This window comes from Marinobacter piscis (genome assembly GCF_007671655.1).
In the GTDB taxonomy this organism is placed as follows: Bacteria; Pseudomonadota; Gammaproteobacteria; order Pseudomonadales; family Oleiphilaceae; genus Marinobacter; species Marinobacter piscensis.
In genome coordinates this window covers 194,460-219,095 of the sequence record NZ_VCGX01000001.1, presented here as the reverse complement: position 1 = coordinate 219,095, position 24,636 = coordinate 194,460, and the positions used below count along the sequence as shown (strand labels likewise).

Annotated in this window: 23 protein-coding genes and 1 tRNA gene; 14 read left to right on the top strand and 10 right to left on the bottom strand. The window is 55.8% G+C overall.

Annotated elements, in window-relative coordinates:
• Window positions 1–15: 15 nt before the first annotated feature.
• Window positions 16–327, bottom strand: coding sequence for a ribosome assembly RNA-binding protein YhbY (gene yhbY, locus FFI95_RS00975; protein ID WP_144820483.1), 312 nt, complete (start codon window positions 325–327; stop codon window positions 16–18).
• A 327-nt stretch (window positions 328–654) separates the two neighbouring features.
• On the opposite strand from yhbY, the gene ftsH reads away from it, so the two are divergent.
• From ftsH to FFI95_RS00945, 6 genes are all read left to right on the top strand, one after another.
• The gene (gene ftsH, locus FFI95_RS00970; RefSeq protein WP_144821408.1) at window positions 655–2,589 is read left to right on the top strand and encodes an ATP-dependent zinc metalloprotease FtsH; all 1,935 of its coding nucleotides are present in this window, start codon (window positions 655–657) and stop codon (window positions 2,587–2,589) included.
• Window positions 2,590–2,702: 113 nt separating this feature from the next.
• Window positions 2,703–3,533 carry a dihydropteroate synthase gene (gene folP, locus FFI95_RS00965; protein ID WP_144820482.1) on the top strand — a complete coding sequence of 277 codons (831 nt, stop codon included), beginning with the start codon at window positions 2,703–2,705 and terminating at the stop codon, window positions 3,531–3,533.
• Window positions 3,533–4,876, top strand: coding sequence for a phosphoglucosamine mutase (glmM, locus tag FFI95_RS00960; protein ID WP_144820481.1), 1,344 nt, complete (start codon window positions 3,533–3,535; stop codon window positions 4,874–4,876). Before folP ends, glmM begins: the two co-directional genes overlap by 1 nt.
• Before the next feature lie 75 nt (window positions 4,877–4,951).
• Window positions 4,952–5,713 (top strand): triose-phosphate isomerase, encoded by a 762-nt coding sequence (gene tpiA, locus FFI95_RS00955; RefSeq protein ID WP_144820480.1) that lies wholly within the window; start codon window positions 4,952–4,954, stop codon window positions 5,711–5,713.
• Window positions 5,714–5,737: 24 nt separating this feature from the next.
• Window positions 5,738–6,115, top strand: a complete 378-nt coding sequence (gene secG, locus FFI95_RS00950; protein ID WP_144820479.1) for a preprotein translocase subunit SecG — start codon at window positions 5,738–5,740, stop codon at window positions 6,113–6,115.
• Window positions 6,116–6,121: 6 nt separating this feature from the next.
• Window positions 6,122–6,206: transfer RNA gene (locus FFI95_RS00945), tRNA-Leu, on the top strand.
• A 41-nt stretch (window positions 6,207–6,247) separates the two neighbouring features.
• Here FFI95_RS00945 and FFI95_RS15335 read toward each other — a convergent pair.
• Complete coding sequence (locus FFI95_RS15335) at window positions 6,248–6,388, bottom strand: hypothetical protein (RefSeq protein WP_186311944.1); 141 nt, start codon at window positions 6,386–6,388, stop codon at window positions 6,248–6,250.
• A 134-nt stretch (window positions 6,389–6,522) separates the two neighbouring features.
• Between FFI95_RS15335 and rimP the strand changes: the two genes are divergently transcribed.
• From rimP to pnp, 7 genes are all read left to right on the top strand, one after another.
• Window positions 6,523–6,984 (top strand): ribosome maturation factor RimP, encoded by a 462-nt coding sequence (rimP, locus tag FFI95_RS00940; protein WP_144820478.1) that lies wholly within the window; start codon window positions 6,523–6,525, stop codon window positions 6,982–6,984.
• Window positions 6,985–7,038: 54 nt separating this feature from the next.
• Window positions 7,039–8,532 carry a transcription termination factor NusA gene (nusA, locus tag FFI95_RS00935; protein ID WP_144820477.1) on the top strand — a complete coding sequence of 498 codons (1,494 nt, stop codon included), beginning with the start codon at window positions 7,039–7,041 and terminating at the stop codon, window positions 8,530–8,532.
• Between the two features lie 17 nt (window positions 8,533–8,549).
• Window positions 8,550–11,159, top strand: a complete 2,610-nt coding sequence (gene infB, locus FFI95_RS00930; RefSeq protein WP_144820476.1) for a translation initiation factor IF-2 — start codon at window positions 8,550–8,552, stop codon at window positions 11,157–11,159.
• The gene (gene rbfA, locus FFI95_RS00925; RefSeq protein WP_144820475.1) at window positions 11,159–11,581 is read left to right on the top strand and encodes a 30S ribosome-binding factor RbfA; all 423 of its coding nucleotides are present in this window, start codon (window positions 11,159–11,161) and stop codon (window positions 11,579–11,581) included. Before infB ends, rbfA begins: the two co-directional genes overlap by 1 nt.
• Window positions 11,578–12,507 (top strand): tRNA pseudouridine(55) synthase TruB, encoded by a 930-nt coding sequence (gene truB / locus FFI95_RS00920; RefSeq protein ID WP_144820474.1) that lies wholly within the window; start codon window positions 11,578–11,580, stop codon window positions 12,505–12,507. The genes rbfA and truB overlap by 4 nt, the downstream gene beginning before the upstream one ends.
• A gap of 79 nt (window positions 12,508–12,586) precedes the next feature.
• On the top strand, window positions 12,587–12,856 hold the full coding sequence (rpsO, locus tag FFI95_RS00915; RefSeq protein ID WP_144820473.1) for a 30S ribosomal protein S15: 270 nt from the start codon (window positions 12,587–12,589) through the stop codon (window positions 12,854–12,856).
• 306 nt (window positions 12,857–13,162) lie between these two features.
• Window positions 13,163–15,277 (top strand): polyribonucleotide nucleotidyltransferase, encoded by a 2,115-nt coding sequence (gene pnp / locus FFI95_RS00910; protein WP_180322982.1) that lies wholly within the window; start codon window positions 13,163–13,165, stop codon window positions 15,275–15,277.
• 257 nt (window positions 15,278–15,534) lie between these two features.
• Here pnp and FFI95_RS00905 read toward each other — a convergent pair whose 3' ends face one another.
• From FFI95_RS00905 to FFI95_RS00870, 8 genes are all read right to left on the bottom strand, one after another.
• Entirely contained in the window at window positions 15,535–16,413 is an 879-nt protein-coding gene (locus FFI95_RS00905) for an alpha/beta hydrolase (protein WP_144820471.1), read from the bottom strand.
• Complete coding sequence (locus FFI95_RS00900) at window positions 16,383–18,248, bottom strand: Lnb N-terminal periplasmic domain-containing protein (RefSeq protein WP_144820470.1); 1,866 nt, start codon at window positions 18,246–18,248, stop codon at window positions 16,383–16,385. Before FFI95_RS00900 ends, FFI95_RS00905 begins: the two co-directional genes overlap by 31 nt.
• Window positions 18,249–18,332: 84 nt before the next feature.
• Complete coding sequence (locus FFI95_RS00895) at window positions 18,333–18,797, bottom strand: DUF3015 domain-containing protein (protein ID WP_144820469.1); 465 nt, start codon at window positions 18,795–18,797, stop codon at window positions 18,333–18,335.
• A gap of 178 nt (window positions 18,798–18,975) precedes the next feature.
• The gene (locus tag FFI95_RS00890; RefSeq protein WP_144821407.1) at window positions 18,976–19,677 is read right to left on the bottom strand and encodes an ABC transporter ATP-binding protein; all 702 of its coding nucleotides are present in this window, start codon (window positions 19,675–19,677) and stop codon (window positions 18,976–18,978) included.
• A gap of 8 nt (window positions 19,678–19,685) precedes the next feature.
• Entirely contained in the window at window positions 19,686–20,441 is a 756-nt protein-coding gene (livG, locus tag FFI95_RS00885) for a high-affinity branched-chain amino acid ABC transporter ATP-binding protein LivG (protein ID WP_144820468.1), read from the bottom strand.
• 6 nt (window positions 20,442–20,447) lie between these two features.
• Window positions 20,448–21,719, bottom strand: a complete 1,272-nt coding sequence (locus FFI95_RS00880) for a high-affinity branched-chain amino acid ABC transporter permease LivM (protein ID WP_144820467.1) — start codon at window positions 21,717–21,719, stop codon at window positions 20,448–20,450.
• Complete coding sequence (livH, locus tag FFI95_RS00875; RefSeq protein WP_144820466.1) at window positions 21,719–22,642, bottom strand: high-affinity branched-chain amino acid ABC transporter permease LivH; 924 nt, start codon at window positions 22,640–22,642, stop codon at window positions 21,719–21,721. Before livH ends, FFI95_RS00880 begins: the two co-directional genes overlap by 1 nt.
• Before the next feature lie 159 nt (window positions 22,643–22,801).
• Complete coding sequence (locus FFI95_RS00870) at window positions 22,802–23,914, bottom strand: branched-chain amino acid ABC transporter substrate-binding protein (RefSeq protein WP_144820465.1); 1,113 nt, start codon at window positions 23,912–23,914, stop codon at window positions 22,802–22,804.
• Window positions 23,915–24,132: 218 nt separating this feature from the next.
• Between FFI95_RS00870 and FFI95_RS00865 the strand changes: the two genes are divergently transcribed.
• Window positions 24,133–24,627: a MarR family winged helix-turn-helix transcriptional regulator gene (locus tag FFI95_RS00865; RefSeq protein ID WP_144820464.1), complete on the top strand. Its 495-nt coding sequence runs from the start codon at window positions 24,133–24,135 to the stop codon at window positions 24,625–24,627.
• Window positions 24,628–24,636: the final 9 nt, after the last annotated feature.

Below are 24,636 nucleotides of genomic sequence, written 5' to 3'. Positions count from 1 at the left end.
GGGCAATTGCCGGCGTCAGTTCTTTTGGCGCAGCAGGTTCGAAAGCTTAGGGTTGGGTTTTTTGGCCCGGCGCATGATGACGGCAATCTTGCCAATGCTCTGAACTACCTCAGCACCTGTCGCCGCACACAGCGCAGTTACCGCCTCCTGGCGGGTTTCCCGATCCGGGCTTGCCACTTTGATCTTGATCAGCTCATGGTCGTTGAGAGCCCGCTCGAGCTCTTCCTGCAAGTTGTCAGTGAAACCCTTGTCACCAACAATGATGACGGGCTTCAGGTTATGGGCAATAGCCCGGTACTCCCGGCGCTGTTCCGGTGAAAGGCTCATGATGCAATCTCTTTATCGGTACAATTAATAAAAGGTCAGCGGCATATTCGCTGGCAACGTCGTATAATTAGCGAATTGTAACAGACAACCTTGCGTACAGATTACCTTGCAGGCGTTGTAATTTCCGAGATAATGCCCACATACAGTAAGGAAGGGGTTTATCCGGCGTGCAGAGCGCTCTGAGGTTGATCCGCAGCCGCGTTATCCATAGCCGTTACGGAAGGACCGTTTCTGGTGGACAGACGTATAATTAGTGTAAGGTGTCAGTAAAGATCGGTTCGTTTGTCGGTCCGCTCTTCAATTCACAGGTGATGATCCTTGAACGATATGGCAAAAAATCTGGTTCTCTGGCTGGTAATAGCCGCAGTACTGTTAATGGTGTTTCAGAACTTCTCTCCCACCACTGACAGTCAGCAAGTCAATTATTCCCAATTCGTTGAGATGGTTCAGCAGGGCCAGATCAACACAGTCACCATCGACGGCCTGGAAATTCAGGGTACCCGTGGCGATGGTTCCCAGTTTCAGACGATCCGGCCACAGGTGGCGGACAACAAGCTGATGGACGACCTGCTTGCAAACAATGTGGAAGTTATCGGCAAGGAGCCTGATCGCCAGAGTCTGTGGACCCAGTTGCTGGTGGCGGCATTCCCGATACTCATTATTGTTGCCCTGTTCGTCTTCTTCATGCGCCAGATGCAGGGCGGCGGGGGTGGCAAAGGCCCCATGTCGTTCGGCAAGAGTAAGGCGCGGCTGATGAGTGAGGATCAGATCAAGACAACGTTTTCCGACGTGGCCGGCGTGGATGAGGCCAAGGAAGATGTCAAAGAGCTGGTCGATTTTCTGCGGGATCCGAGCAAGTTCCAACGCCTTGGCGGCAGCATACCCAAGGGCGTTCTCATGGTGGGGCAGCCGGGTACAGGTAAAACCCTGCTGGCAAAAGCCATTGCCGGTGAAGCCAAGGTTCCGTTTTTCTCCATTTCGGGTTCCGACTTTGTTGAGATGTTCGTGGGTGTCGGTGCATCACGTGTGCGCGACATGTTCGAACAGGCCAAGAAGCAGAGCCCCTGTATTATCTTTATCGATGAGATAGATGCAGTCGGTCGCCATCGTGGCGCTGGTATGGGCGGTGGTCACGATGAGCGTGAACAGACCCTGAACCAGCTGCTGGTTGAGATGGATGGTTTTGAAGGTAACGAAGGCGTTATCGTCATTGCTGCCACCAACCGCCCGGACGTTCTTGACCCGGCACTTCTGCGCCCCGGTCGTTTTGACCGGCAGGTTGTGGTTGGCTTGCCTGATATCATTGGCCGCGAGCAGATCCTGAAAGTGCACATGAAGAAAGTGCCAATCGATGAAAGCGTTGAGCCTGTGCTGATTGCGCGGGGCACGCCCGGATTTTCAGGTGCCGATCTGGCCAACCTGGTGAACGAGGCAGCCCTGTTTGCAGCCCGCAGAAACCAGCGCCTGGTGTCCATGGAAGAGTTCGAGCTCGCCAAAGACAAGATCATGATGGGCGCAGAGCGTAAGTCCATGGTGATGAGCGAGAAGGAAAAGCTGAACACGGCTTACCATGAGTCGGGGCATGCGATTGTCGGCCGGCTTATGCCGGAGCATGATCCGGTTTACAAGGTGAGTATCATTCCCCGTGGTCGTGCGCTGGGTGTGACTATGTTCCTTCCTGAAGAGGACAAGTACAGCCACAGCAAGCGCTTCCTGATCAGCTCTATTGCCAGCTTGTTCGGCGGGCGTATTGCTGAAGAGTTAACGCTGGGCTTCGATGGCGTCACCACAGGTGCCTCCAACGATATCGAGCGTGCAACCAGCCTTGCCCGCAATATGGTGACCCGCTGGGGGCTTTCCGAAAAGCTTGGGCCGCTGCAGTACGATACCGACAGTGAGGAGCCGTTTATCGGCCGCTCGGCCGGGCAGTCGCAAACGGTTTATTCGCCGGAAACCGCCCAGCGTATTGATGAAGAAGTGCGCAATATCATTGACAGCTGTTATGAGACAGCCAAGCAGATCCTGATTGATAACCGGGATAAGCTCGACATGATGGCTGATGCACTGATGAAGTATGAGACCATCGATCGTCACCAGATTGATGACATCATGGAAGGCCGTGAGCCACGGCCACCCAAGGGCTGGGATGACAGAGGGTCTGCGGGTGGCGCCAAAACCGGCGGCCCGGAGACGGCTCCTGAGTCCGGCTCCTCCGCTGGCAACCCCCGGCCCGATGTTGGCCGGCCTGCCGGAGAGCACTAAGGCTCCCGGTTCAGGCTCGCTGAGCTGATGCGCGCCGCCCTTCCGAGGGCGGCGTTTGCTTTGTCAGCTACTTTATAACCCCTGCTGATGTACCTGCCCCGAAAGGATGTTTTATGGAAATGACATTTGCCGGACGCACTCTGGACATGTCCAGATGCCATGTTATGGGCATTCTTAACGTAACGCCGGATTCCTTTTCCGACGGTGGGCGCTTCAACCAGCTGGATGCAGCGCTGCTGAGAGCCAGGCAGCTGGTCGCAGACGGAGCTGCGTTCATTGATGTGGGCGGGGAGTCTACCCGCCCCGGGGCGGCAAAAGTCTCTGTTCAGGAAGAGCTCGATCGGGTTTGCCCGGTGGTAGAGGCTGTCTCGCGGGAGCTGGATGTGGTTGTTTCTGTGGATACGAGCACGCCCGAGGTAATGACCCAGTCCGCTGCGCTGGGTGCCGGGTTGATTAACGATGTGCGGGCACTGCAAAGAGACGGCGCACTGGATGCTGTCGCCAGTTCGGGCATTCCGGTGTGTATCATGCATATCCAGGGTGAGCCGCAAACCATGCAGGAGCGGCCGGAGTACCGCAACGTACTTCGTGAGGTAGGAGAGTTCCTCAGTGAGAGGGTCCGTGCCGCACAGGGTGCTGGCGTTGCAGCCGATAACATCATTCTCGACCCGGGGTTCGGGTTCGGGAAAAACCTGGAACACAACCTGCGTTTGCTGGCGTCGCTGGAACAGTTGCAGGCGCTGGGCCATCCCTTGCTGGTCGGTATGTCCAGAAAGTCGATGCTCGGTGAGATTGTTGGCCGGGATGTTAATGAAAGGTTGCCGGCAAGCCTTGCAGCCGCGACAATATCGGCCTTGAAGGGCGCAGGCATTGTGCGTGTGCATGATGTCCGGGAGACAGTGGATGCTGTCAGTGTTGCGATGGCTGTAAAGGAGGCAGGTTGATGGCCGGAAGAAAGTACTTTGGTACCGACGGAATTCGTGGAAGAGTGGGTGAGCACCCGATCACCCCGGAGTTTATGCTCCGTCTGGGCTGGGCTGTCGGCCAGACCTTTAAAAAGGCGGACGAGCGCGCCAGTGTTTTAATCGGTAAGGACACTCGGCTGTCTGGTTACATGTTTGAGTCTGCCCTGGAAGCTGGCCTTTCTGCTGCAGGGGTGGATGTGAAGCTTCTGGGACCAATGCCTACGCCGGCCATTGCCTACCTCACCCGCACGTTCAGGGCGTCGGCAGGGATTGTTATCAGTGCCTCCCATAACCCTCACCATGATAACGGCATCAAGTTCTTCTCCGCCGATGGTGTCAAACTGGATGATGCGCTGGAGGCGGAAATAGAGCGCTGGCTGGAGGCGCCGGTTGAGGTCTGTCAGCCGGGTGAGCTGGGGAAAGCTTCGCGCATAGAGGACGCCCCGGGGCGCTATGTAGAGTTTTGCAAAAGCACCGTGCCCAATGAACTGGCGCTGGATCACCTGCACATCGTGCTTGATTGTGCCCATGGGGCAACTTACCACGTAGCACCTAAGGTGTTCCGGGAGCTTGGTGCCAGGGTATCGGTTATCGGGGCTGAGCCGGACGGTCTGAACATCAACCTGAACGTAGGCTCAACTCACCTTGAGGCGCTCAAAGCAGCCGTTAAAGACAGGCAGGCCGATCTGGGTATTGCCTTTGATGGTGATGGCGACCGGGTATTAATGATAGATCGCGATGGCTCCGAGGTAGACGGTGATGAGTTGTTGTTTATCCTTGCCTCCCGGCGGTTTGCCGAAGGTACGCTCAAGGGCGGCGCTGTTGGAACACTCATGACTAACCTGGGGGTTGAGCTGGCTTTGGCCGGACTGGGTATTGATTTCGAAAGGGCTAAAGTGGGCGACCGCTATGTCATGGAGCGACTGGTTGCAAACAACTGGGTGCTGGGTGGCGAAGGTTCCGGGCATATGGTTATCCGTGATTGTACCAGTACCGGAGACGGTATTATCTCCGCGCTGCAGGTGCTTTTGCACATCGAGAGATCCGGTCAGACGCTTGCAGAGCTTCGTAAGGGGATGACTTTGCTGCCCCAGGTCATGATTAACGTGCGGGTAACCGAGCGCTTTGATCCTTTCAGTCGTGAGGATATAGCTGCGGCAGTTGCGAGCGCGGAATCCGAGCTGGGCGACTCCGGCAGAGTGCTCCTCCGGGCCTCCGGTACCGAACCTTTGATTCGGGTTATGACTGAAGGCCAGAATGAGGCCGACATACGTCGTGTTGCCGAGAAACTGGCGGGGATTGTCGAGAACTCCACGCCCTGATCCGCTTTTTTGAAGCGGTTGTCTGTTTTGAGGGACTGCTGTATAGTGCGCCCTCCCTTACATTCGGGAATTGTTATGCGTCGCAGGATTGTAGCCGGAAACTGGAAAATGAACGGGTCGAAAGACCTGGCAAAGGAACTGGTTGGCTATGTCCGGTCTGAGACCGGCTCTCTTGATAATGGCGTGGAGGTTGTTATTATCCCTCCCGCACTGTATGTCGGGGACGTGCTGAGCCAGGCCCGGGGCGACCTTGCAGTAGGCGTTCAGAACATTGCGCAATGGGAATCCGGCGCATATACCGGTGAGATTGCACCGGCAATGGCCAAAGATGCCGGATGTCGCTATGTGTTGGTCGGGCATTCCGAGCGGCGCCAGATCTTCGGGGAAACCGATGAAATGGTTGCCCGAAAAGTATCTCTGGCCGTCGCCAACGATTTAACGGCCATTGTTTGTGTTGGCGAATCGCTGGAAGAGCGTGAAGCCGGTCAGGCTGAGGCTGTTGTGGCCAGGCAGGTGCGCTCGGGGTTGATTTCGGTAACCCAGCATTCTGAGTGGCAAAACATTGTGGTTGCTTACGAGCCGGTATGGGCTATAGGTACCGGGAAAACTGCAACCGCAGAAGACGCCCAGGCGATGCACGCATCAATACGTGGCGTGCTGAAAGATATGGGTGCACCGGCCGATGAGGTTTCAGTACTTTACGGCGGCAGCGTAAAAGCGGATAATGCCTCCGCACTTTTTGCCGAGCCGGATATAGATGGCGGTCTGATTGGCGGGGCATCGCTGATCGCAGAGGATTTTGTTAGTATTTGCCGGTCGTTGCCGGCAAGTGCCTAAAGTTAAAGGGTCACGAGAGTCGATATGGATTGGGTAGAAACACTAATAGTCGTTGTGCACGTTGTGATCGCGGTGGCTCTGGTGGGTCTGGTGCTGATCCAACAAGGTAAAGGTGCGGATGCAGGTGCTGCCTTCGGGGGCGGCGCATCCCAGACGGTATTTGGCAGTCAGGGCAGTGGCAGTTTTCTGACCCGTGTTACCGCCTTGCTTGCAGTCGTCTTTTTCGTAACAAGTTTCTCGCTGGCAGTATTTGCCAAGCAGCGCGCTGAGGTTGCAGGTGAAGCCGGAATTCCGGTTGTTGAAGAATCCCGGCAGGCTCCTGCTCAGGGTGCCGCTGGTAACGAAGGCAGTGCTGAAAGCGAAGCCGGGAGCGGGGAGTCCGAACTTCCCGATCTCGAGTAAAAAATTGCCCGGGTGGTGAAATTGGTAGACACGCTATCTTGAGGGGGTAGTAGCGAAAGCTGTGCCGGTTCGAGTCCGGCCCCGGGCACCAATTTTTAAAAAACGGCTTGGTTTATCCAGGCCTTTTTTTGGTCAGTCCTTGACCAGTCCGTCAGGTGTCACTATACTCCGGCGGTTATCGAAGTCTGGCAGCGTTCCTGCCGGGCTTCCGGCAGGCCAGGTGTCTGTCAGCAGGAAGCGGTATACCGGTTTGTTTCCTGCAAGTTCTTGCAACAAAAAGCCCCGGTCTGTCGGGGCTTTTTGATTAAGGGGCCTGGCGTAACAGGCCCTGGTGCGTAAAAAGGGCTGATTAACAGCCCTTTTTTTGTTTTTGGGGCCGGGAAATTTAATAACGGAGACCGCCTAAGTTGTCAGGCAAGATTAAACAGCTGGAAAACATTCTTTGCCCGGTAGTAGAAGGGTTAGGGTTCGACTTCTGGGGTGTTGAGTACCGCACCCGGGGCCGTCAGTCCTTGCTGCGGGTATACATTGACGATGCTGAAAACGGCATAAGCGTAGACGATTGTGAAACCGTCAGTCGTCAGATCAGTGGGGTTATGGATGTAGAAGACCCCATAAAGACAGAATACACGCTTGAGGTGTCGTCTCCGGGGATGGACCGTCCGTTGTTTCGGCCGGAGCACTATCAGGCCTTTGTGGGGCATCAGGTAAATATCCGTCTGCGCATGGCCTTTGAAGGGCGGCGCAAGTTTCAGGGGTTGTTAAAAGGCATGGAAGACGGGGATGTGGTTGTGATTGTGGATAACCACGAGTACCTGCTGCCTTTTGATAGCATTGAACGAGCCCATATTATCCCGGTGTTCAAGTGATTTTTTATAACCCAGTAGTAGATGCACAGTTAATTTTCAGGGCAGGGCAATCCGATGAGTAAAGAGATCTTGCTGGTGGTAGAGGCCGTCTCGAACGAAAAAGGTGTCGAGAAGGACGTTATTTTCGAAGCGATAGAGCTCGCACTCGCCACTGCTGCGAAAAAACGCTATGAAGACGAAGAAGCCGATGTACGGGTGTCAATTGACCGTCGTACCGGTGAGTATGAAACATTCCGCCGCTGGCTGGTGGTTGATAACGATGCTGTGCCTGCGCTGGGTACCGAGCTGACGCTTCAGGAGGCGGAAGAGATTGACCCTTCGCTGAAGCCCGGAGATACCTACGAAGAGCAGGCTGAATCTGTTTCCTTCGGCCGGATCGGGGCTCAGGCTGCAAAGCAGATTATTTTCCAGAAGGTCCGCGAGGCTGAGCGTAGCAAGATTGTCGACAGCTACCGCGACCGCGTGGGTGAACTGGTCTCCGGGACCGTTAAGAAGGTTACCCGCGATAATGTTATCGTAGACTTGGGCGCCAACGCTGAAGCGTTATTGCCCAGAGAACACCTGATCCCGCGTGAAACCTTCCGTATGGGAGACAGAGTTCGCTCACTCTTGCTGGAAATCCGCACGGATCACCGCGGTCCGCAGCTGATCCTCAGCCGTACCGCTCCGCAAATGCTGATTGAGCTCTTCCGGATTGAAGTTCCGGAGATCGCAGAGGATCTGATCGAGGTTCGTGGTGCAGCCCGGGACCCGGGCTCACGGGCCAAAATCGCAGTGAAGACCAACGACCGACGTATCGATCCGGTGGGTGCCTGCGTAGGCATGCGAGGCTCGCGTGTACAGGCAGTGTCCAATGAGCTGGGTGGTGAGCGTGTTGATATTGTGCTGTGGGACGACAACCCGGCCCAGCTGGTTATAAACGCTATGGCACCAGCCGAAGTCGCCTCGATCGTAATCGATGAAGACCGGCATACCATGGAAGTTGCGGTCGCCGAAGACAACCTGGCACAGGCAATCGGACGCAACGGACAAAACGTTCGCCTGGCAACAGACCTGACCGGCTGGACATTGAACGTAATGACCGAAGACGAAGCCGATGAGCGTCAGGAGAAGGAGTTTAATACCCTGGTTGAACGCTTCACTACCCACCTTGATGTGGATGAAGAGTTTGCCGGAGCCCTGATTGAGGAAGGCTTCAGCTCTATTGAAGAAGTGGCCTATGTGCCGATGGAAGAAATGCTGGCCATAGAAGGCTTTGATGAAGACACAGTGACAGAATTGCGTCGCCGTGCCAAAGATGCCCTGCTGAGTCAGGCACTGGCAGGCGAAGAAACCCTCGATGAAGCTGAACCGGCCGAAGATCTTCTGGGTATGGAAGGCATGGACCGTGAACTGGCGTACAAGCTTGCCGGCATGGGTGTGCGGACTATGGAGGATCTGGCAGAGCAATCGGTTGATGACTTGCTTGAAATCGAAGGTGTGGACGAAGAGCGTGCCGGACAATTGATTATGGCAGCACGCGCCCCCTGGTTTGAAGACCAGGCTTAACTCGGGAGGAGACCAGTATGGCTGAATTAACGGTAAAACAACTGGCCGAAGATGTAGGCGCTCCCGTGGATCGTTTGCTGAAGCAGATCGTGGAAGCTGGCCTGAAGGCTCGCTCAGAAAACGACACTGTATCCAGTGATGAGAAGCAGCAATTGCTGACCTATCTGAGACAGACCCACGGTGAAGCAGGCGCCGAGCCCAGAAAGATTACGCTTAAGCGCAAAACCACGACCAAACTGAAGGCTGGAAAAGCCAAGACGGTTAATGTAGAAGTACGTAAACGCCGTACCTATGTGAAGCGTGCGGAACTGCAGCCAGAGCCAGAGGCTGAGGCCCCGGCAGCTGAAGAATTGCCGCAGACGCCGGCCGCAGAGCCGTCAGAGGCTGAGCAATTACAGGCTCAGGCAGAGCAGCCGCAACCAGAGCCGGAACAGGCCGAAGCCAAGGCTGCGGAGGAGCAGCCGGAGCCAGCGGCAGAAACACCAGCAGAAGCTCCAGCTGAAACGGCTAAGACCGCCGAGCCGGCGCCAGAAGAACAGGCGCCCGCCGCCGAGCCTGAAAAGGCCCCTGAGCCAGAACCGGCTGTTGCTCCGGAAGATATGCCGATGCCGCCGCCTGAAGGTGAAGGAAAGGATCGCAAGCCCAAGAAAAAGAAAGAAAAAGGTCGTGGTCGTGATGACGACAACGAGGACGGCAAGCCCAGGAAGAAACAGGCAGGCCATCGTGGCCCACGTAACCGCTCCGGAGACAAGACGCGTACTGGATCAGATGATGATGGCAGTACACTGCGCAAACCACTCCGGGCGAAAAAGAAACCCAAAGAGAAGCGTCATGGCTTCGAGAGGCCGACCAAACCAATGGTCAGAGAAGTAGAAATACCTGAAGTAATTACTGTTGGCGATCTTGCACAGCGGATGGCCGTAAAATCCGGGGATGTGATCAAAGTCCTGATGGGCATGGGTGTGATGGCCACCATCAACCAGCCGCTGGACCAGGAAACATCAATGTTGGTCGTTGAAGAGCTGGGACACCATGCCAAGCCCGTCAGTGACGACGCGTTTGAGGAAGAAGTACTCAGCGAATTCAAGGTTGAAGGCCAGGAAAAGGTCAAGCGCGCCCCTGTCGTCAGTGTGATGGGTCACGTTGACCACGGCAAAACCTCGCTGCTGGACTACATCCGCCGTACCAAGGTTGCGTCTGGCGAATCCGGTGGTATTACCCAGCATATTGGTGCTTACCATGTGGAAACCGATCACGGTATGGTTTCCTTCCTGGATACGCCGGGACACGCGGCATTTACTGCAATGCGCGCCCGTGGTGCCCAGTGCACTGATATCGTAATTCTGGTGGTTGCCTCCGACGACGGCGTGATGCCGCAGACCAAAGAGGCGGTTCAGCATGCCCGCTCTGCCGGCGTGCCGATTGTGGTAGCGATCACCAAGATGGACAAAGAGCAGGCCGACCCCGACCGGGTGAAAACCGAGTTGTCCGGAATTGAAGTTATACCCGAAGACTGGGGTGGCGACGTTCAGTTTGTGCCTATCTCTGCCCACACCGGCGATGGTATCGACGACCTCCTGGAAGCCGTACTGTTGCAGGCCGAAATCCTGGAACTGGAAGCTTCAACCGATGCGCCGGCAAACGGCATTGTGGTTGAGTCCAGCCTGGAACGTGGCCGTGGTTCTGTTGCCACGGTACTGGTACAGAACGGTACTCTGAACAAGGGCGACATGGTTGTTGCGGGCTCATACTTCGGTAAAGTCCGGGCCATGACCGATGAAGCAGGCAGGCAGGTGAAGGATGCCGGCCCCTCTATTCCGGTTGAGATTCTCGGCCTGAATGGTACGCCTAACGCCGGCGATGAGTTCTTTGCCGTATCCGATGAGCGCAAGGCCAAAGAGCTGGCCGAGTTCCGTCATGTACGTGAACGTGAACAGCGCCTGCAGCGCCAGCAGGCATCCAAGCTTGAGAACCTGTTTGAGAATATGGGCAAAGATGAGGTCAAGACCCTCAACATAGTCCTTAAAACAGACGTTCGTGGTTCCCTCGAAGCCATCACCAAGTCCTTGCAGGATCTGGGTAACGAGGAAGTACAGGTGAAGATTGTGTCTTCAGGTGTCGGCGGCATTGCGGAAACCGATGTCAGCCTGGCTGTGGCCACTAATGCTGTAATCTTTGGCTTTAACGTGCGTGCAGATGCCGCTTCCAGGCGTCTTGTTGAGCAAGAAGGTCTGGATCTGCGCTACTACAGCATCATCTACAACCTGCTGGATGATGTGAAAGCAGCGCTGACCGGCATGCTGGCACCGGAATACCGCGAGGATATCGTTGGTATTGCCGATGTGCGCGACGTGTTCCGCTCACCCAGGTTTGGTCAGGTGGCCGGCTGCATGGTGACTGAAGGCACTGTCTACCGTAACAAGCCAATCCGCGTACTCCGGGACAACGTGGTGATCTTTGAGGGCGAGCTGGAATCCCTGCGTCGCTTCAAGGATGACGTAGCCGAGGTCCGTAACGGCATGGAGTGTGGTATCGGCGTAAAAGGCTACGATGTGAAGGTCGGTGACCAGATCGAAGTCTTCGACCGTGTCAGAGTCGAGCGTAAGCTCGAATCAACGGGGGCCTGATGGCTAGAGAGTTCAGTCGTATTGATCGCATCGGCGATCAGATGCAGCGTGAGCTTGCACAGCTGATTCAGCGTGAGGTTAAAGACCCCCGCCTCGGCATGGTAACGGTGAATGCAGTCAAGGTCAGTCGTGACCTTGGCTATGCCGACATCTATGTGTCGCTGATGTCTACTGAAGAGCTCACGGCTGACTCCCCTGAAGTGAAAGAGTCTGTCTTTGTGCTGAACAAGGCCGCCGGGTTCCTTCGGGGCCAGGTGGGGCGGGCCATGAAGTTGCGGGTTGTTCCCCAGCTTCGGTTCCACTTTGACGAGCTTCAGGGCTACAGCCGTAAAATGGACAACCTGATTCGGAAAGCGGTGGGGGATAAGCCGGCCGTTGATCCGGAAGATGATAATCAGGACAGCCCGGAGTCAGATACTTGAGTCGCAGGCGCAAAGGTCGTGACGTTAACGGCATACTGGTAATCGATAAACCCCAGGGGGTTACCTCCAACGGTATCCTGCAACAGGTCAAGCGCCTATACGGAGCGGCAAAAGCCGGCCATACAGGCGCTCTTGATCCTCTTGCGACAGGGGTGCTGCCCCTGTGTTTCGGCGAGGCAACCAAGTTCTCGCAGATGATGCTCGACAGTGACAAAGCCTATATCGCAACCGCCCGTCTGGGTGAGCGTACGGAAACCGGTGACAGTGAAGGCGCAGTCGTTGCCACCAAGCCGGTACCCGAAGGGCTGACTCCGGAAACCCTCGAACCTGTGCTTGCACAGTTTCGCGGGGATATCGAGCAAGTTCCTTCCATGTATTCGGCACTCAAGCATAAGGGCCGTCCGCTGTATGAATATGCCCGTGAAGGCATTGAGGTAGAACGGCCTGCACGCCCGGTTACAATTTACGAGCTGCAGCTTCTGGATATCCGGGAAAATGAGATAGACATTGCGGTCAAGTGCACCAAAGGTACGTATATTCGCTCACTCGCTGAAGATATTGGCGAAGTGTTGGGTTGCGGTGCCCATGTGGTTGCGCTCAGGCGTACGCTGGCTGCAGGCTTTACCCTGGCAGATGTGCATGCAGTGCCGGATCTTGAGGCCATGCGGGAGCAGGGCGAAAGCCTGGACGGCCTTCTGGTTGCGCCGGATGCTGCGCTTTCCATGTTCCCGGAAGAGCGCTTGTCTGGCCAGCCCCTGGTGTCGATATTGAATGGGCAACCGGTTAGAATACCGGCCCGGTCTTATGAAGGCTTTGTGCGTATTTATGGCAATGAAGGATTCATAGGGCTGGCAGAAGCCAGACCGGAAGGCGAGGAAACCACTTTGGTCCCCCGCCGGCTGGTGAGTAACAGCGGTAAGCGTTAAGCCAGCCGCTGTATAGCCGGGCTGTAGAGATGCGCGGTTCGGCCGGATTCGATTGCATCGCAAACAATTGAGGTGAATTATGGCATTGTCTGCCAGCGAAAAAGCACAGATTGTTCAGGACTTTCAGCAAGCTGAAGGTGATACTGGTTCCCCGGAAGTGCAGGTTGCACTGCTGAGTGCCAACATCAACAAGCTGCAGGATCATTTCAAGGTCAACAAGCAGGATCACCATTCCCGCCGTGGCCTGATCCGGATGGTAAACCAGCGTCGTAAGCTGCTGGACTATCTTCGTAATAAAAATGGTGACCGCTACCTGGAGCTGATCAAGCGCCTGGGTCTGCGTCGCTAAAACAGGTCTCAGGGCCTGACGGCTGCACCGGTATTCCGGAGAGCAGCATGCAGCCGGCGGGCTCCCCAGGGGGCCTGCCGGTTGTGTATTTGAAGATCACAGTAACCGAATCAGTGAACCCGGGATTTCCTGTCGTACTGGAAAGCCGAAATTGATAGCAGGTTGTTGAAAGCCCGGGCGGTACGCTGTAAGAGCGTATCCGTTGCCAGGCCGGGGTTTTGCAACAGCCTGTTAGCTTTCAGACCGGACACCCTGAGGTCACTTATTAATTAATCTGAAAAGATAACGCAGGAGTTCTTTGTGGATCTGCAACCGCGAAAAAAATCATTTGAGCTGGGTGGCGAAACCGTCACTCTGGAAACGGGCCGCGTTGCCCGTCAGGCAACAGGCTCCGTGCTGGTCACAGTGGGTGACATCTCAGTTCTGGGTACTGTTGTTGGCGCCAAAGAAGCCAAGCCAGGGCAGCCGTTTTTCCCGCTGACCGTGAACTATTTCGAGAAAACCTACGCCGTGGGTAAAATCCCCGGTGGTTTCTTCAAGCGTGAAGGTCGCCCTTCCGAGAAAGAAACGCTTACTTCCCGTCTGATCGACCGTCCGATCCGTCCGCTCTTCCCGAACGGATACATGAATGAGACACAGGTGATCTGTACGGTCATGTCGTCCAGCAAGAACCAGGATCCGGACATTGCGGCCATGCTCGCAGCATCCGCGGCTCTGGCTATTTCCGGTATCCCGTTCGATGGCCCGATCGGTGCCAGCCGCGTGGGTTACACCAACGAGCGAGGGTACTTCCTGAACCCGAGCTTCGAAGAGCTGGAAACGTCTCTGCTGGACATGATTGTTGCCGGTACTGAAGACGCAGTTCTGATGGTTGAGTCGGAAGCCAAAGGCCTGACTGAAGACCAGATGCTGGGTGGCGTACTGTATGCCCACCAGGAAATGCAGAGTGCGGTTGCCGCCATTAAGGAATTTGCTGCAGAAAACGGCAAACCCCGCTGGGACTGGCAGCCGGCTGAAGAAAACACCGAGCTGCTGAACGCTATCCGGACTGAGTTTTCCGGAGCCATCGAGGAAGCCTATGGTATCCGTGACAAGATGGCCCGTTACGAGCGTCTGAGCGAATTGAAGGCGGCTGCTGTAGAAAAGCTGGCGGGTGAGGAAGAAGGCCAGCCGGCCGCAGACGAGGTGAAGAAGAACTTCGGCGCTATCGAAAAAGACGTTGTTCGCCAGCAAGTCATTGAAGGCAAGCCGCGGATTGACGGCCGTGACAACAAGACCGTTCGTCCGATTGAAATCGAAGTGGGCATTCTGCCCAGCGTTCACGGCTCGGCACTGTTTACCCGTGGCGAGACCCAGGCAATTGTAACCACCACTCTGGGTACTTCCCGTGATGTGCAGACCATCGATGCCCTGGAAGGTGAGCGTAAGGACCCGTTCCTGTTCCACTACAACTTCCCTCCGTATTCCGTAGGCGAAGCTGGCCGTGTTGGCGCGCCTGGTCGTCGTGAAATCGGCCACGGCCGTCTGGCCAAGCGTGGTGTTATGGCTGTTATGCCCACCATGGAAGAGTTCCCGTATGCCATCCGTGCGGTCTCCGAGATCACTGAATCCAACGGCTCCAGTTCCATGGCGTCGGTGTGTGGTTCCAGCCTTGCGCTGATGGATGCCGGTGTACCTCTGAAAGCACCTGTGGCCGGTATTGCCATGGGGTTGGTGAAGGAAGGTGATAAGTTCGCCATTCTGACCGACATTCTGGGTGATGAAGACCATCTGGGCGATATGGACTTCAAGGTTGCCGGTACCAAAGACGGTGTGACCGCGCTGCAGATGGACATCAAGATTCAGGGTATTACTGACGAGATCATGGAGCTTGCCCTGGAGCAGGCTTACACCGCACGTCAGCATATCCTTGGTGAGATGAACAAGGTGATCGCTGAATCACGCACAGAGCTGTCTCCACGTGCCCCAAGCATCACTGCGATCAAGATCAATCCGGAGAAGATCCGTGACGTTATTGGTAAGGGCGGATCTACCATCCGTGCGATCTGTGACGAAACCGGTGCGTCTATCGATCTGGATGACGATGGCAATGTGAAGATCTACGCAGACAACCAGGAAGCAGCCCAGGCGGCGGTTAACCGGGTTAAGGAAATCACTGCTGAGATTGAGGTGGGTGCTATCTATAAAGGGCGTGTTGAGCGCATTGTAGATTTTGGTGCCTTTGTGAACATCCTGCCTGGCAAGGATGGTCTGGTACATATTTCCCAGATCTCTGAGCGCCGGATCGAGAACGTGACTGACGAGCTGAGTGAAGGTCAGGAAGTTCTGGTGAAGGTTCTGGATGTGGACAACCGTGGGCGTGTGAAGCTGTCCATGAAGGAAGTCAAAGAAGGCGAGCAGCCGACTGACTTTACTGACTGATCGTTACTCGCATCTAGTAAAAAACCGCCTTTCCTTCTGGGATTGGCGGTTTTTTGTTTCTGGCTTCTGGCTTTGGTGCCGGCACTCATCGGGCAAGGCTTTTCAAAACACGCTACGAGCACATCCATGTGCGCTTGTTTCGGGCCATCCTTGGCCCTCTACAGTTTTGAAAAGCCTTGCCCGACGAGTGCTCCTGCATCTCAGTGGCTTGCAAGAATAAAGGCCAGGAATATTGCCGAAACGGACCAACGAGCTTTTCAACTCCCTTCGAAGAACTCCAGTACCGCATTCTTGTAAGCAGGGATGATGAACGTCGCAGCGTGGGGTGTGTCTGTCTGCAGGAATCGCTTTGGTTCTTCGGCGGCTTCGTAGAGGTCCTGGCCGTGGTGGAAGGGGATGATGCCGTCACGGACGCTGTGGATGACCATAACGGGCACGGGGCTGATGTTGGCGATGTGGTCTACGCCTTCGTATTCGTCGGGGATGGTCCAGCTCAGAGGGGCCTGCAGGGGCCAGGTGAGCCAGAAGTTGGAGAGTTTTTCCCGGGCGATGCCGCGAAAGCCGGAGAAGGTGCCGTCTAGGATGATGCCGGCAAGTTCCGGGGTTTCGTTTCTTTGTACCCATTCGCTGGCCAGGTTGAGCCCGAGGGCGCCGCCCAGGCTTTGGCCGAGCATGAAGATGGGGGTGTTTTCAGTGTCTGGCTGGTTTGCGAGCCAGCGCAGCCCGGTTTCCGAATCGTGCAGGGCGCCTTCTATATCGGGGGCGCCGGTGGATTGTCCATAGCCCCGGTAGTCGATGGTGAATACGTTATAGCCTTCTTCCGGCAGCCAGGCGACGTTAAGGAGGTGGCTGCTGATGTTCTGGGCGTTGCCGTGGAGGAAGTAGACAGTACCCAGTGCCTCACCGGAGGCGGGCAGCCACCAGCCGTGCAGGGTTTCACCATCGGCGGTATCCAGGTAGACGTTTTCAAAGGCCAGGTTCAGCCGGTCGGGCGTTATGTAGCTGGTTTTGTCCGGGTAAAAGAAAAGACTGCTGCAGCCGCTCTGCACAATGGCGGCGGCTGAAACAAACAATGCCATAAACACAGTTTTCAATCGGGTTGTCTTCAGAAGTATGCGTGCAGCCCTGCGTGCCATGTGCTCTGGTACCTGTCGTAGTGGTCTTCCCGGGTGAATTCCGTGAATACACTGAATTCACGGCCAATATGCCAGTTGGCTTTTGCGTATACCTGATCTTGCCGGTGCTGGCTGCTGACAATCCAGGCTTTGGTTTTGGCGCCGGCGGCCAGGCTGAACCGGTTGTTCTGGTGCAATAGTCCGATATCGGCCCCGGGTGCTGCATCATAGCCACGGCGCAGGTCGTCATCAATTTCCAGATCTGCTGTGGCCATGGCAAAGGCCTGGGTTTTCTGGCCAAGGCGCCAGCTGCCGCCGGCTCCACCTTCCAGGTAGGGCGTCAGAACCCGTTTTTCGCCAGTATCCGTGCGGCGGCCACCAAAGCCAACCTGCCAGGATAATGGCGTAAAAAACGCGTCTCTCGGGCTCAGCGAGCGGATTTCTACCCCGGTGAGCTGCTCCAGTTGCAGTTCATCGTTATCCGTATACAAGCGCGCATCCAGACGCAGAAACTGCAACTGGGCGCCGCTGCGGTAACCGGCGGGCGGGTCGAGAATGTCGTGATAGGCCGGCCGGAAGGTCAGCTGGGTGAACTCACGATGGGCCAGTTGCCCGGCGCCCAGGCTCAGGCGAAAGGTGTCATGGCCCTGGTCGTCACGAACCTCGGGTTCCGGTGGTGGTCCGATGGGGGCAACGTTATCGATTCTGCTGCGCTCACGCAGAAGGTTATGTGACAGAGGCGCGGCTATTTCCCGCGGCCAGCCGTCTTCTTCGGTTTTATAGCGCACATAATCGTAGGTGGCATCAAGCAGGTGGGCCCGCTCTTGCGGCGGCAGTGAACGCACTTCCTCGCTGTCGGGCTGCACATAACCATTGGCGATGGCTGCTGCCAGGGTTTGCTGATGTCTGGGGAGCGTGGACAGGCTGTGGGCGACCGATGTAGCCGCGGATGCGCGGTAATGCACATCCGCGACCAGGTCCTTGTCCACAATCCAGCGAACCGTGTCGGAGGGAATGGCGTGCGTAGTGATTTCACCCTGCAGATTTGTTCCCGGACGAGCAGAATCAATCAGTTCAAGCAGGCGCGACGAGCAGTTCTCATCAAAGAAATAATAGTCAAAATGACGGTCCTGCACTTCCCACGCGTGCGCCAGCATGACATCCACTTCCTGCTGATTCAGATTGAGCTTGTACTCCCAAAGGTCCCGGTGCTCAATGTCTGAGTAAAGCCGGATCTTTTCATAGTAAGGCTGCACACTTGTAATGCCGGGATAACCGCCAAAAATGCCCCGGTAGGCGAAGAGCAGTTCGTTGTCGTGAGCGGCTGCATCCGCAGCATAGGATATGGTGCTGGCCAGAAGAAGGTTGGTCTGTTCATCTTCCTGCGGAGGGTCCAGTCGCATGAATGTGTGCCCGAACATAGAGGACGGGCTGTTCAGGTACGACGCCGCAAACACCATCGTGACGCTTTCTGTATTCAGAGTGTTTTTCCACTCCTGATACGCCGGGCAGTCTGCGGGTTGTGCCGGCAGGTCCAGACGTTCACGAAGCCACATGTCACGTGCGGGGTACAGGCACCGTGCGTGTTCATCGCCACCGCCGGGTTTCTGTATCGCCGCCAGAGTGGCTTCCAGTTCCGCTTTCGGCGAGGTTTTACCTGTCTCGCTCAGAAAAAATGCCGGATCGTCTGCCTGACTGGTATAGCCGTTGCCAAACCAGTCGGGTTCATAGTGAAGTAGTGTGAGCCATGCCGGGTCCAGGTGCAGGGTTTTGTCTGTGAGTTGCACTTGCGCCTGCAGGGGCAGACTGAATACCAGCCAAAGCAGGGCTGGCCCAATACGAAGCGTGTGGCCCATGGGTAAGCGAATTCCGGTCGGAGTTGATAGGGTGGAAAGAGTGCGCCTTCCCTGGCGCACGGGCATCCCTGCAGATTTCAGCTATCAGGCCGCTACGTATTTGCTCAGCGACTCGTTCTGCTCCAGCAGTGCAACGATTGCATCTACTGCTTCACCAGAGGTGGTGTCAGAGGTTGGGAAAATGGTGGCGAAGTTGTTCTGCAGCACCTGGCGGAAATCACCACGGTCTGCTTCTTCAACGCCGAGAAGAACTGCGAGGGTTTCCAGGTTTTCACCGTTACCACGTGACATGTCACGGGCTACTTTATCGATGTTGCTGTCCATGTACATGGCCATTGACTGAACAGACTCGTTCGTCTGGCAGCCCAGTGTACCGGTGGTCATGCCGAAGGTCTGGTTACCGAATGTAGCGTTGGTGGTGGCAGCCAGTACGTGCGGGGCAATACCAGATTGGCCTTTCCAGATCATGGCGCCAACACCACAGCCTGGCTGGGCAAATGCCATGGAAGAGGCACCCAGAAGAATTGCACCTGCGATCAGTTTTTTCATTTTCCACTCCTTTGTATGCTTATAAAGTCGTCGCAAAATCCCGGGGCCAGTTCTGTAGCTGGCCGTGGGAACGGCCCGGGTATGGGCCTGTGGAAACAGACCTTCAGACCGTTGCACCAAGTATAGTGCAGATTTGCCGGTTACAAGTCTATACTTTTGCGACTATCGATAAAGGAGATCAGCCCCCCAGATACGCGCTCTGCACATCGGGGTTGTTCAGAAGGTTTCTGCCGGTATCGTGTAGCCGGATTTTGCCGGTTTCCAGAACATAGCCGCGATCTGCAAGATGAAGCGCCTGATGAGCATTTTGCTCTACCAAAAACACGGTAATGCCTTCGTCCCTGAGTTGTCCGATAATCTCGAAGATCTGTTTGATCACCAGAGGTGCCAACCCCAGAGAAGGCTCGTCCAGAATGATCATAGTGGGTCGGCTCATCAGCGCCCGGCCAATGGCCAGCATTTGTTGTTCACCGCCGGACATGGTGCCTGCGCGCTGGTTTTCCCGCTCTTTCAGGCGCGGGAAAAGCTCGTACACATGAGCCTGACTTTTGCGTATTTCGGTTTTGCTGTTGAAAAAGCCGCCCATATGGAGGTTCTCTTCTACCGTCAGCCCCGAAAACACCCGCCGGCCTTCCGGCACAATGGCAATGCCGGAACGCATAATCTGCGCTGTGGGGTCACGGGTAATCTCTTTACCCTGCAGAAAAATACGACCGGAACTGGCCTGTGGGTTTCCGCACACCGTCATCAGGAGTGTGGTTTTTCCGGCACCGTTAGCGCCGATCAGTGAAACAATTTCGCCCTTGTTCACCTCAACAGAGACTCCGTGCAGGGCCTCAATCTTGCCGTAATGGGTATGGACGTCTTCTACTGAAAGCATGCTCATAGTCAGGCCTCGCCCAGGTAGGCTTTGATCACGTCATCATTCTGGCGGATCTCTTCCGGTGTGCCGCTTGCCAGGGGGCAGCCCTGGCTGATGACATTGATACGGTCGGAAATGTCCATCACCAGGCTCATATCGTGCTCAATCAGCACCACAGAAACGTTATACGCTTCTTTCAGGCTCACAATAAGCTGGTTGAGTTCTTTGGTCTCTGCCGGATTAAGGCCGGCGGCCGGTTCATCGAGCATCAGCAGGCTGGGTTCGGTCACCATACAGCGCGCGATTTCAAGGCGCCGCTGCTGGCCATAGGCCAGGTTGCCGGCATCCCGGTTGGCCAGCTCCAGAAGCCCGACACGTTCCAGCCAGTAAGCGGCCCGGTCCAGAGCTCTCTGCTCCCGCTCCCTGTAATTACGGGTGCCGATAAGCCCGGCAAGCATGTTGGTATTCAGGTGGCGGTGCTGGGCCACCAGCAGGTTCTCTACAACGGATAAACGGGTGAACAGCCGCACGTGCTGAAAGGTACGAACCATACCCAGGCGGGAAATCTTGTAGTCAGGCCGCCCCTGTATTTCCTTACCTTTAAAAATGATTTTTCCGCCGGTGGGCTTATAGAAACCGCTCATACAGTTGAACACTGTGGTTTTTCCGGCACCATTGGGGCCGATAATGGATACGATTTCCTGTTCCTGAACATCCAGAGACACCTGATCTACGGCCAGCAGGCCACCGAAGCGCATAGACAGATTCTGTACTTCAAGCATGGTCTGTCACTCCTGCCGGTTCAGTTTTATGTGAGTGCGGCGCATGGGTAACAGACCCTGGGGGCGCCACACCATCATCAGCACCATGGCTGCACCAAAAATCAGCATGCGGTACTCGGAAAACTCCCTTGCCAGCTCCGGCAGAATGGTAACGGCAATCGCCGCCAGAATGACCCCCAGTTGCGAGCCCATGCCGCCAAGCACAACAATGGCCAGGATGATGGCAGACTCGAGAAAGACAAACGATTCCGGGCTGATGAAGCCTTGCTTGGAAGCGAAGACGGTGCCCGCAAAGCCGGCGAAAAAGGCGCCAATGGTAAAGGCAGACAGCTTTACGGCGGTTCGGCTCAGGCCCAGAGAGCGGGCGGCAATCTCGTCTTCCCGTAAGGCTTCCCAGGCGCGTCCCACCGGCATGCGCATAAAGCGGCGAATGATCAGGGCGGTGATAACCGCGAGCACCAGGGCAATCAGGTACAGAAAAATCACCTTATGCTCGCCGCTGTAGGCTATGCCAAAGGTTTCATGAAAGGAGGTGTTGCCTTCTACCTTTACACGCCGACCGAATTCCATGCCGAACAGGGTGGGGTCGGGTATACCACCAATGCCATTGGGGCCGCCGGTGAGACTGGTCCAGTTATTGAGCAGAATACGGATAATTTCCCCAAAACCCAGGGTAACAATGGCCAGGTAGTCACCCCGCAGCCGCAAGACAGGGAAGCCCAGAATCATCCCGGTGATGCCCGCCAGCAATGCGCCAATGGGCAGGGCCATCCAGAACGAGATGTTCATATACTCGGAGAGCAGGGCGAAGGTGTAGGCACCAACGGCGTAAAAGGCTACGTACCCGAGGTCCAGCAGGCCCGCCAGGCCAACAACCACGTTAAGCCCCAGTGCCAGCATGATGTAGATCAGCACCAGTGTGGCCAGATCCACAGAGCCCCGGGAGACGAAAAAGGGCCAGAACAGGGCAAATATAACAATGCCGGTGATAATCCAGGATTCCAGCTTCACCCGCCGGGAGCGCTCCATGGGCTGCTTTCTGCTTATCGGGTTAAGTTTCGGCGCTTTGCGCAGTAAGCCCATCAGCGAGTCGCGGAAAGTTTGAAATACAAATACTGTGGCTGCGGCGACCAGAATCGCCACATAGGTTGAGGTGCTGGCACCGGTGAGGGTGATATTTACGCCCCTGGCCTCCAGGTTCAGGCCCAGTATCGGAAACGAGATAATCACCGTGACAATAGCGCAGAAGGCGGCGTGTCCCAGGTTGTTTTTAACCATCAGATCTTCTCAACCTCCGGTTTGCCCAGCAGGCCGGTGGGTTTAAAAAGCAGAATGAGGATGAGCAGGCCAAACGACACCACATCTTTGTACTCGCCGCTCAGATAGCTTGATGTCATGCTTTCAGACACACCGAGAATCAGGCCACCCAGCATGGCCCCCGGGATACTGCCAATGCCGCCGAGCACCGCTGCCGTGAAGGCCTTGAGCCCTGCAATAAAGCCGAACAAAGGATCCACCGAGCCGTAATACATGCCCAGAAGCAGACCCGCCACGGCCGCCAGAGCGGCACCAATAACAAAGGTGACGGAGATGATGCGGTTGGTGTCGATACCCAGCAGGCTGGCCATACCCAGATCCTGAGAAACCGCCCGGCAGGCGCGGCCAGTGCGGGAGCGGGAAATAAACATGGAAAGCACCGTCATGCAGATCAGCGTGGTGATAAAAATGGTGATCTGCATGTAAGACAATGACATCTGGAAGGCCTCGCCGGACCCGAAGGTGAAGCCGCCCTCAATCAGCGCCGGGAAGCCGACGTTTCGGGAACCCTGAGCCAGATGCACATAGTTCTGCAGAAAGATAGACATGCCGATGGCGGAGATCAGCGGAATCAGGCGGTGCCGGCCCCGTACAGGACGATAGGCCACCCGTTCCACAGCCCAGCCCATGGAGCTGGAGACAATCATGGCGCATATCAGCGCAACAAGAAGGATCAGGGGGAGCCAGGCCAGGCCGAGGGCTGTCATGCCGGTAATGGCGATCAGTGCGGTATAGGCACCAATCATGTAGATCTCACCATGGGCAAAGTTGATCATGCCTATGATGCCGTAAACCATCGTGTAACCGATGGCGATCAGGGCATAGGCGCTCCCGATCGTGAGCCCGTTAATGAGCTGCTGAGAAAAATACAGGAGGTCTTGCATTATTGTTGTGCTCCGGAGGCCTGCTTTTCCGCTGTACACGCCGTTTACGGGGTTGCCGTAACCGGGTTGAGGCAGGGTTGGCAGGGGCCTGGAAAGCACCTGCCTCCCGGATCACAGGCGGAAGGTGCTTTCTTGATTGCCGTTTACTAACGATCTGTTTTATTTTGCCGGAGTTTTGCTGCCATCTGAGTGCCATTCGTACACAACAAACTCAAATGACTTCATGTCGCCAGCCTCGTCGTACTCTACCGTACCTATGGGCGTTTCAAAGGTACCGCTTCGCAACGCCTCGGCAACATCAAAGGGGTCTTTGGAGTCTGCAGCTTCAATGCCTTCAGCGATCAGCTGAACAGCCGCATAGGAGGTCAGAACAAAGGGCCCGGAAGGATCTTCGTTTTTGGCTTCAAAGGCTTTTACCAGTTCCTGGTTTTCTTCTTTTTCATCAAAGCTCGGAGGCAGGGTTACCAGCAGCCCTTCGGAGGCATCGCCGGCAATGGTGTTGATGTCATTATTGCCCACGCCTTCCGGCCCCATGAAGGTGGCATCAAGGTTTGCCTGGCGTGCCTGACGCAAGATCAGTCCCAGTTCCGGGTGGTAGCCGCCAAAATAGACATACTCCACATCGGCCTGCTTGAGCTTGGTAATCAGAGAAGAGAAATCTTTGTCGCCGGCGGTGACACCTTCAAACATGGCAATTTCAACGCCTTTGTCTTTCAGAGTGTCGCGCACCGCTGTGGCGATGCCTTCCCCGTACTGCTGTTTATCGTGCACAATCGCCACACGTTCAGGGTTCTGATCTGCAAGATAATTAGCGGCAACCGGTCCCTGCATGCTGTCGAGGCCAATGGTACGGAAAATCAGTTCGTAGCCACGGGCAGTGACTTCCGGGCTGGTTGAAGCCGGCGTAATCATCAGAATGCCTTCGTCTTCGTAAATATCCGACGCCGGCTGGGTGGAGCTGGAGCACAAGTGTCCGACAACATAGCGGACACCGTCGTTAACCAGCCGGTTGGCAACCGTGACCGCCTGCTTGGGGTCGCAGACGTCGTCGTATTCTACCGGTACCAGTTTTTCGCCCAGGACACCGCCCTGTTCGTTGATGCGGTCAATAGCCATCAGAGCGCCGGAAAACTGCATGTCGCCATACTGTGCCACCGGACCGGTTACCGGGCCGGCAATGCCGATCTGAATCTCTGCTGCTGCGTGGCCTGCGCCCATGAGGGCAACAGACGCGCCTATAGCGGTTACGAGCTTTTTAAGTGAAGTTGTCATTGCGCTTGTCCCTGTGTGCGTTCGCGTTATTGTTATGATCCCATCTGTAAACAAACACCACCCATGTAACCTTGTCAAGTTGGCGATTGGTTTACTGCGTTAGTGGTCATTTTGCGCCAAGCACGTAAAAACCGCTACTTGCATTTAATGGTACGAAGGCCTCTAATAATTAGTGGTGTAAACAACAGGCCGGCTGGCCTTATGGGAGCAGTAACGCAGTGGATAATTACGAACATGTTCTGGTAGCACTCCGGCGTGTTATCCGGGCTACAGACCTTCATTCCAAACGGCTCAGCAAGATTTCCGGGCTCACGGGGCCGCAGCTTCTTATCATGCGGACCATTCGCCATCTGGGTGAGGTGACCATTGGTACGATTGCCGACAGGGTAAGCCTCAGCCAGGCGACAGTAACAACCATTCTTGACCGCCTCGAGCATCGTCAGTTGGTCTACCGTGTACGCAGCACAAAAGACAAGCGTAAAGTGCATGCGCACCTGACCGACAGTGGCGCCGACATACTTGCACGCGCGCCCAACCCGCTCCAGGAAGACTTTATCAAAAAGTTCCAGAGCCTTCGGGAATGGGAGCAGACGATGATTCTGGCATCACTTCAGCGCGTGGCCAATATGATGGATGCCGATGATATCGATGCCTCTCCGGTTCTGGATGTGGGCCCGGTCCTGAAGGATGATGGCTGGAAGGAAAAGGCCTGAGCCTTTCCC

Bases quoted from the DNA above. Each gene is read 5' to 3' on its own strand.
- rbfA (WP_144820475.1), top strand. From the start codon at position 11,159: ATGGCTAGAGAGTTCAGTCGTATTGATCGCATCGGCGATCAGATGCAG.
- folP (WP_144820482.1), top strand. From the start codon at position 2,703: ATGGAAATGACATTTGCCGGACGCACTCTGGACATGTCCAGATGCCAT.
- rpsO (WP_144820473.1), top strand. From the start codon at position 12,587: ATGGCATTGTCTGCCAGCGAAAAAGCACAGATTGTTCAGGACTTTCAG.
- ftsH (WP_144821408.1), top strand. From the start codon at position 655: ATGGCAAAAAATCTGGTTCTCTGGCTGGTAATAGCCGCAGTACTGTTA.
- FFI95_RS00890 (WP_144821407.1), bottom strand. From the start codon at position 19,677: ATGCTTTCAGTAGAAGACGTCCATACCCATTACGGCAAGATTGAGGCC.
- infB (WP_144820476.1), top strand. From the start codon at position 8,550: ATGGCTGAATTAACGGTAAAACAACTGGCCGAAGATGTAGGCGCTCCC.
- FFI95_RS00905 (WP_144820471.1), bottom strand. From the start codon at position 16,413: ATGGCACGCAGGGCTGCACGCATACTTCTGAAGACAACCCGATTGAAA.
- FFI95_RS00900 (WP_144820470.1), bottom strand. From the start codon at position 18,248: ATGGGCCACACGCTTCGTATTGGGCCAGCCCTGCTTTGGCTGGTATTC.
- nusA (WP_144820477.1), top strand. From the start codon at position 7,039: ATGAGTAAAGAGATCTTGCTGGTGGTAGAGGCCGTCTCGAACGAAAAA.
- glmM (WP_144820481.1), top strand. From the start codon at position 3,533: ATGGCCGGAAGAAAGTACTTTGGTACCGACGGAATTCGTGGAAGAGTG.
- yhbY (WP_144820483.1), bottom strand. From the start codon at position 327: ATGAGCCTTTCACCGGAACAGCGCCGGGAGTACCGGGCTATTGCCCAT.
- tpiA (WP_144820480.1), top strand. From the start codon at position 4,952: ATGCGTCGCAGGATTGTAGCCGGAAACTGGAAAATGAACGGGTCGAAA.
- FFI95_RS00870 (WP_144820465.1), bottom strand. From the start codon at position 23,914: ATGACAACTTCACTTAAAAAGCTCGTAACCGCTATAGGCGCGTCTGTT.
- livG (WP_144820468.1), bottom strand. From the start codon at position 20,441: ATGCTTGAAGTACAGAATCTGTCTATGCGCTTCGGTGGCCTGCTGGCC.
- secG (WP_144820479.1), top strand. From the start codon at position 5,738: ATGGATTGGGTAGAAACACTAATAGTCGTTGTGCACGTTGTGATCGCG.
- livH (WP_144820466.1), bottom strand. From the start codon at position 22,642: ATGCAAGACCTCCTGTATTTTTCTCAGCAGCTCATTAACGGGCTCACG.
- FFI95_RS00895 (WP_144820469.1), bottom strand. From the start codon at position 18,797: ATGAAAAAACTGATCGCAGGTGCAATTCTTCTGGGTGCCTCTTCCATG.
- FFI95_RS00880 (WP_144820467.1), bottom strand. From the start codon at position 21,719: ATGGTTAAAAACAACCTGGGACACGCCGCCTTCTGCGCTATTGTCACG.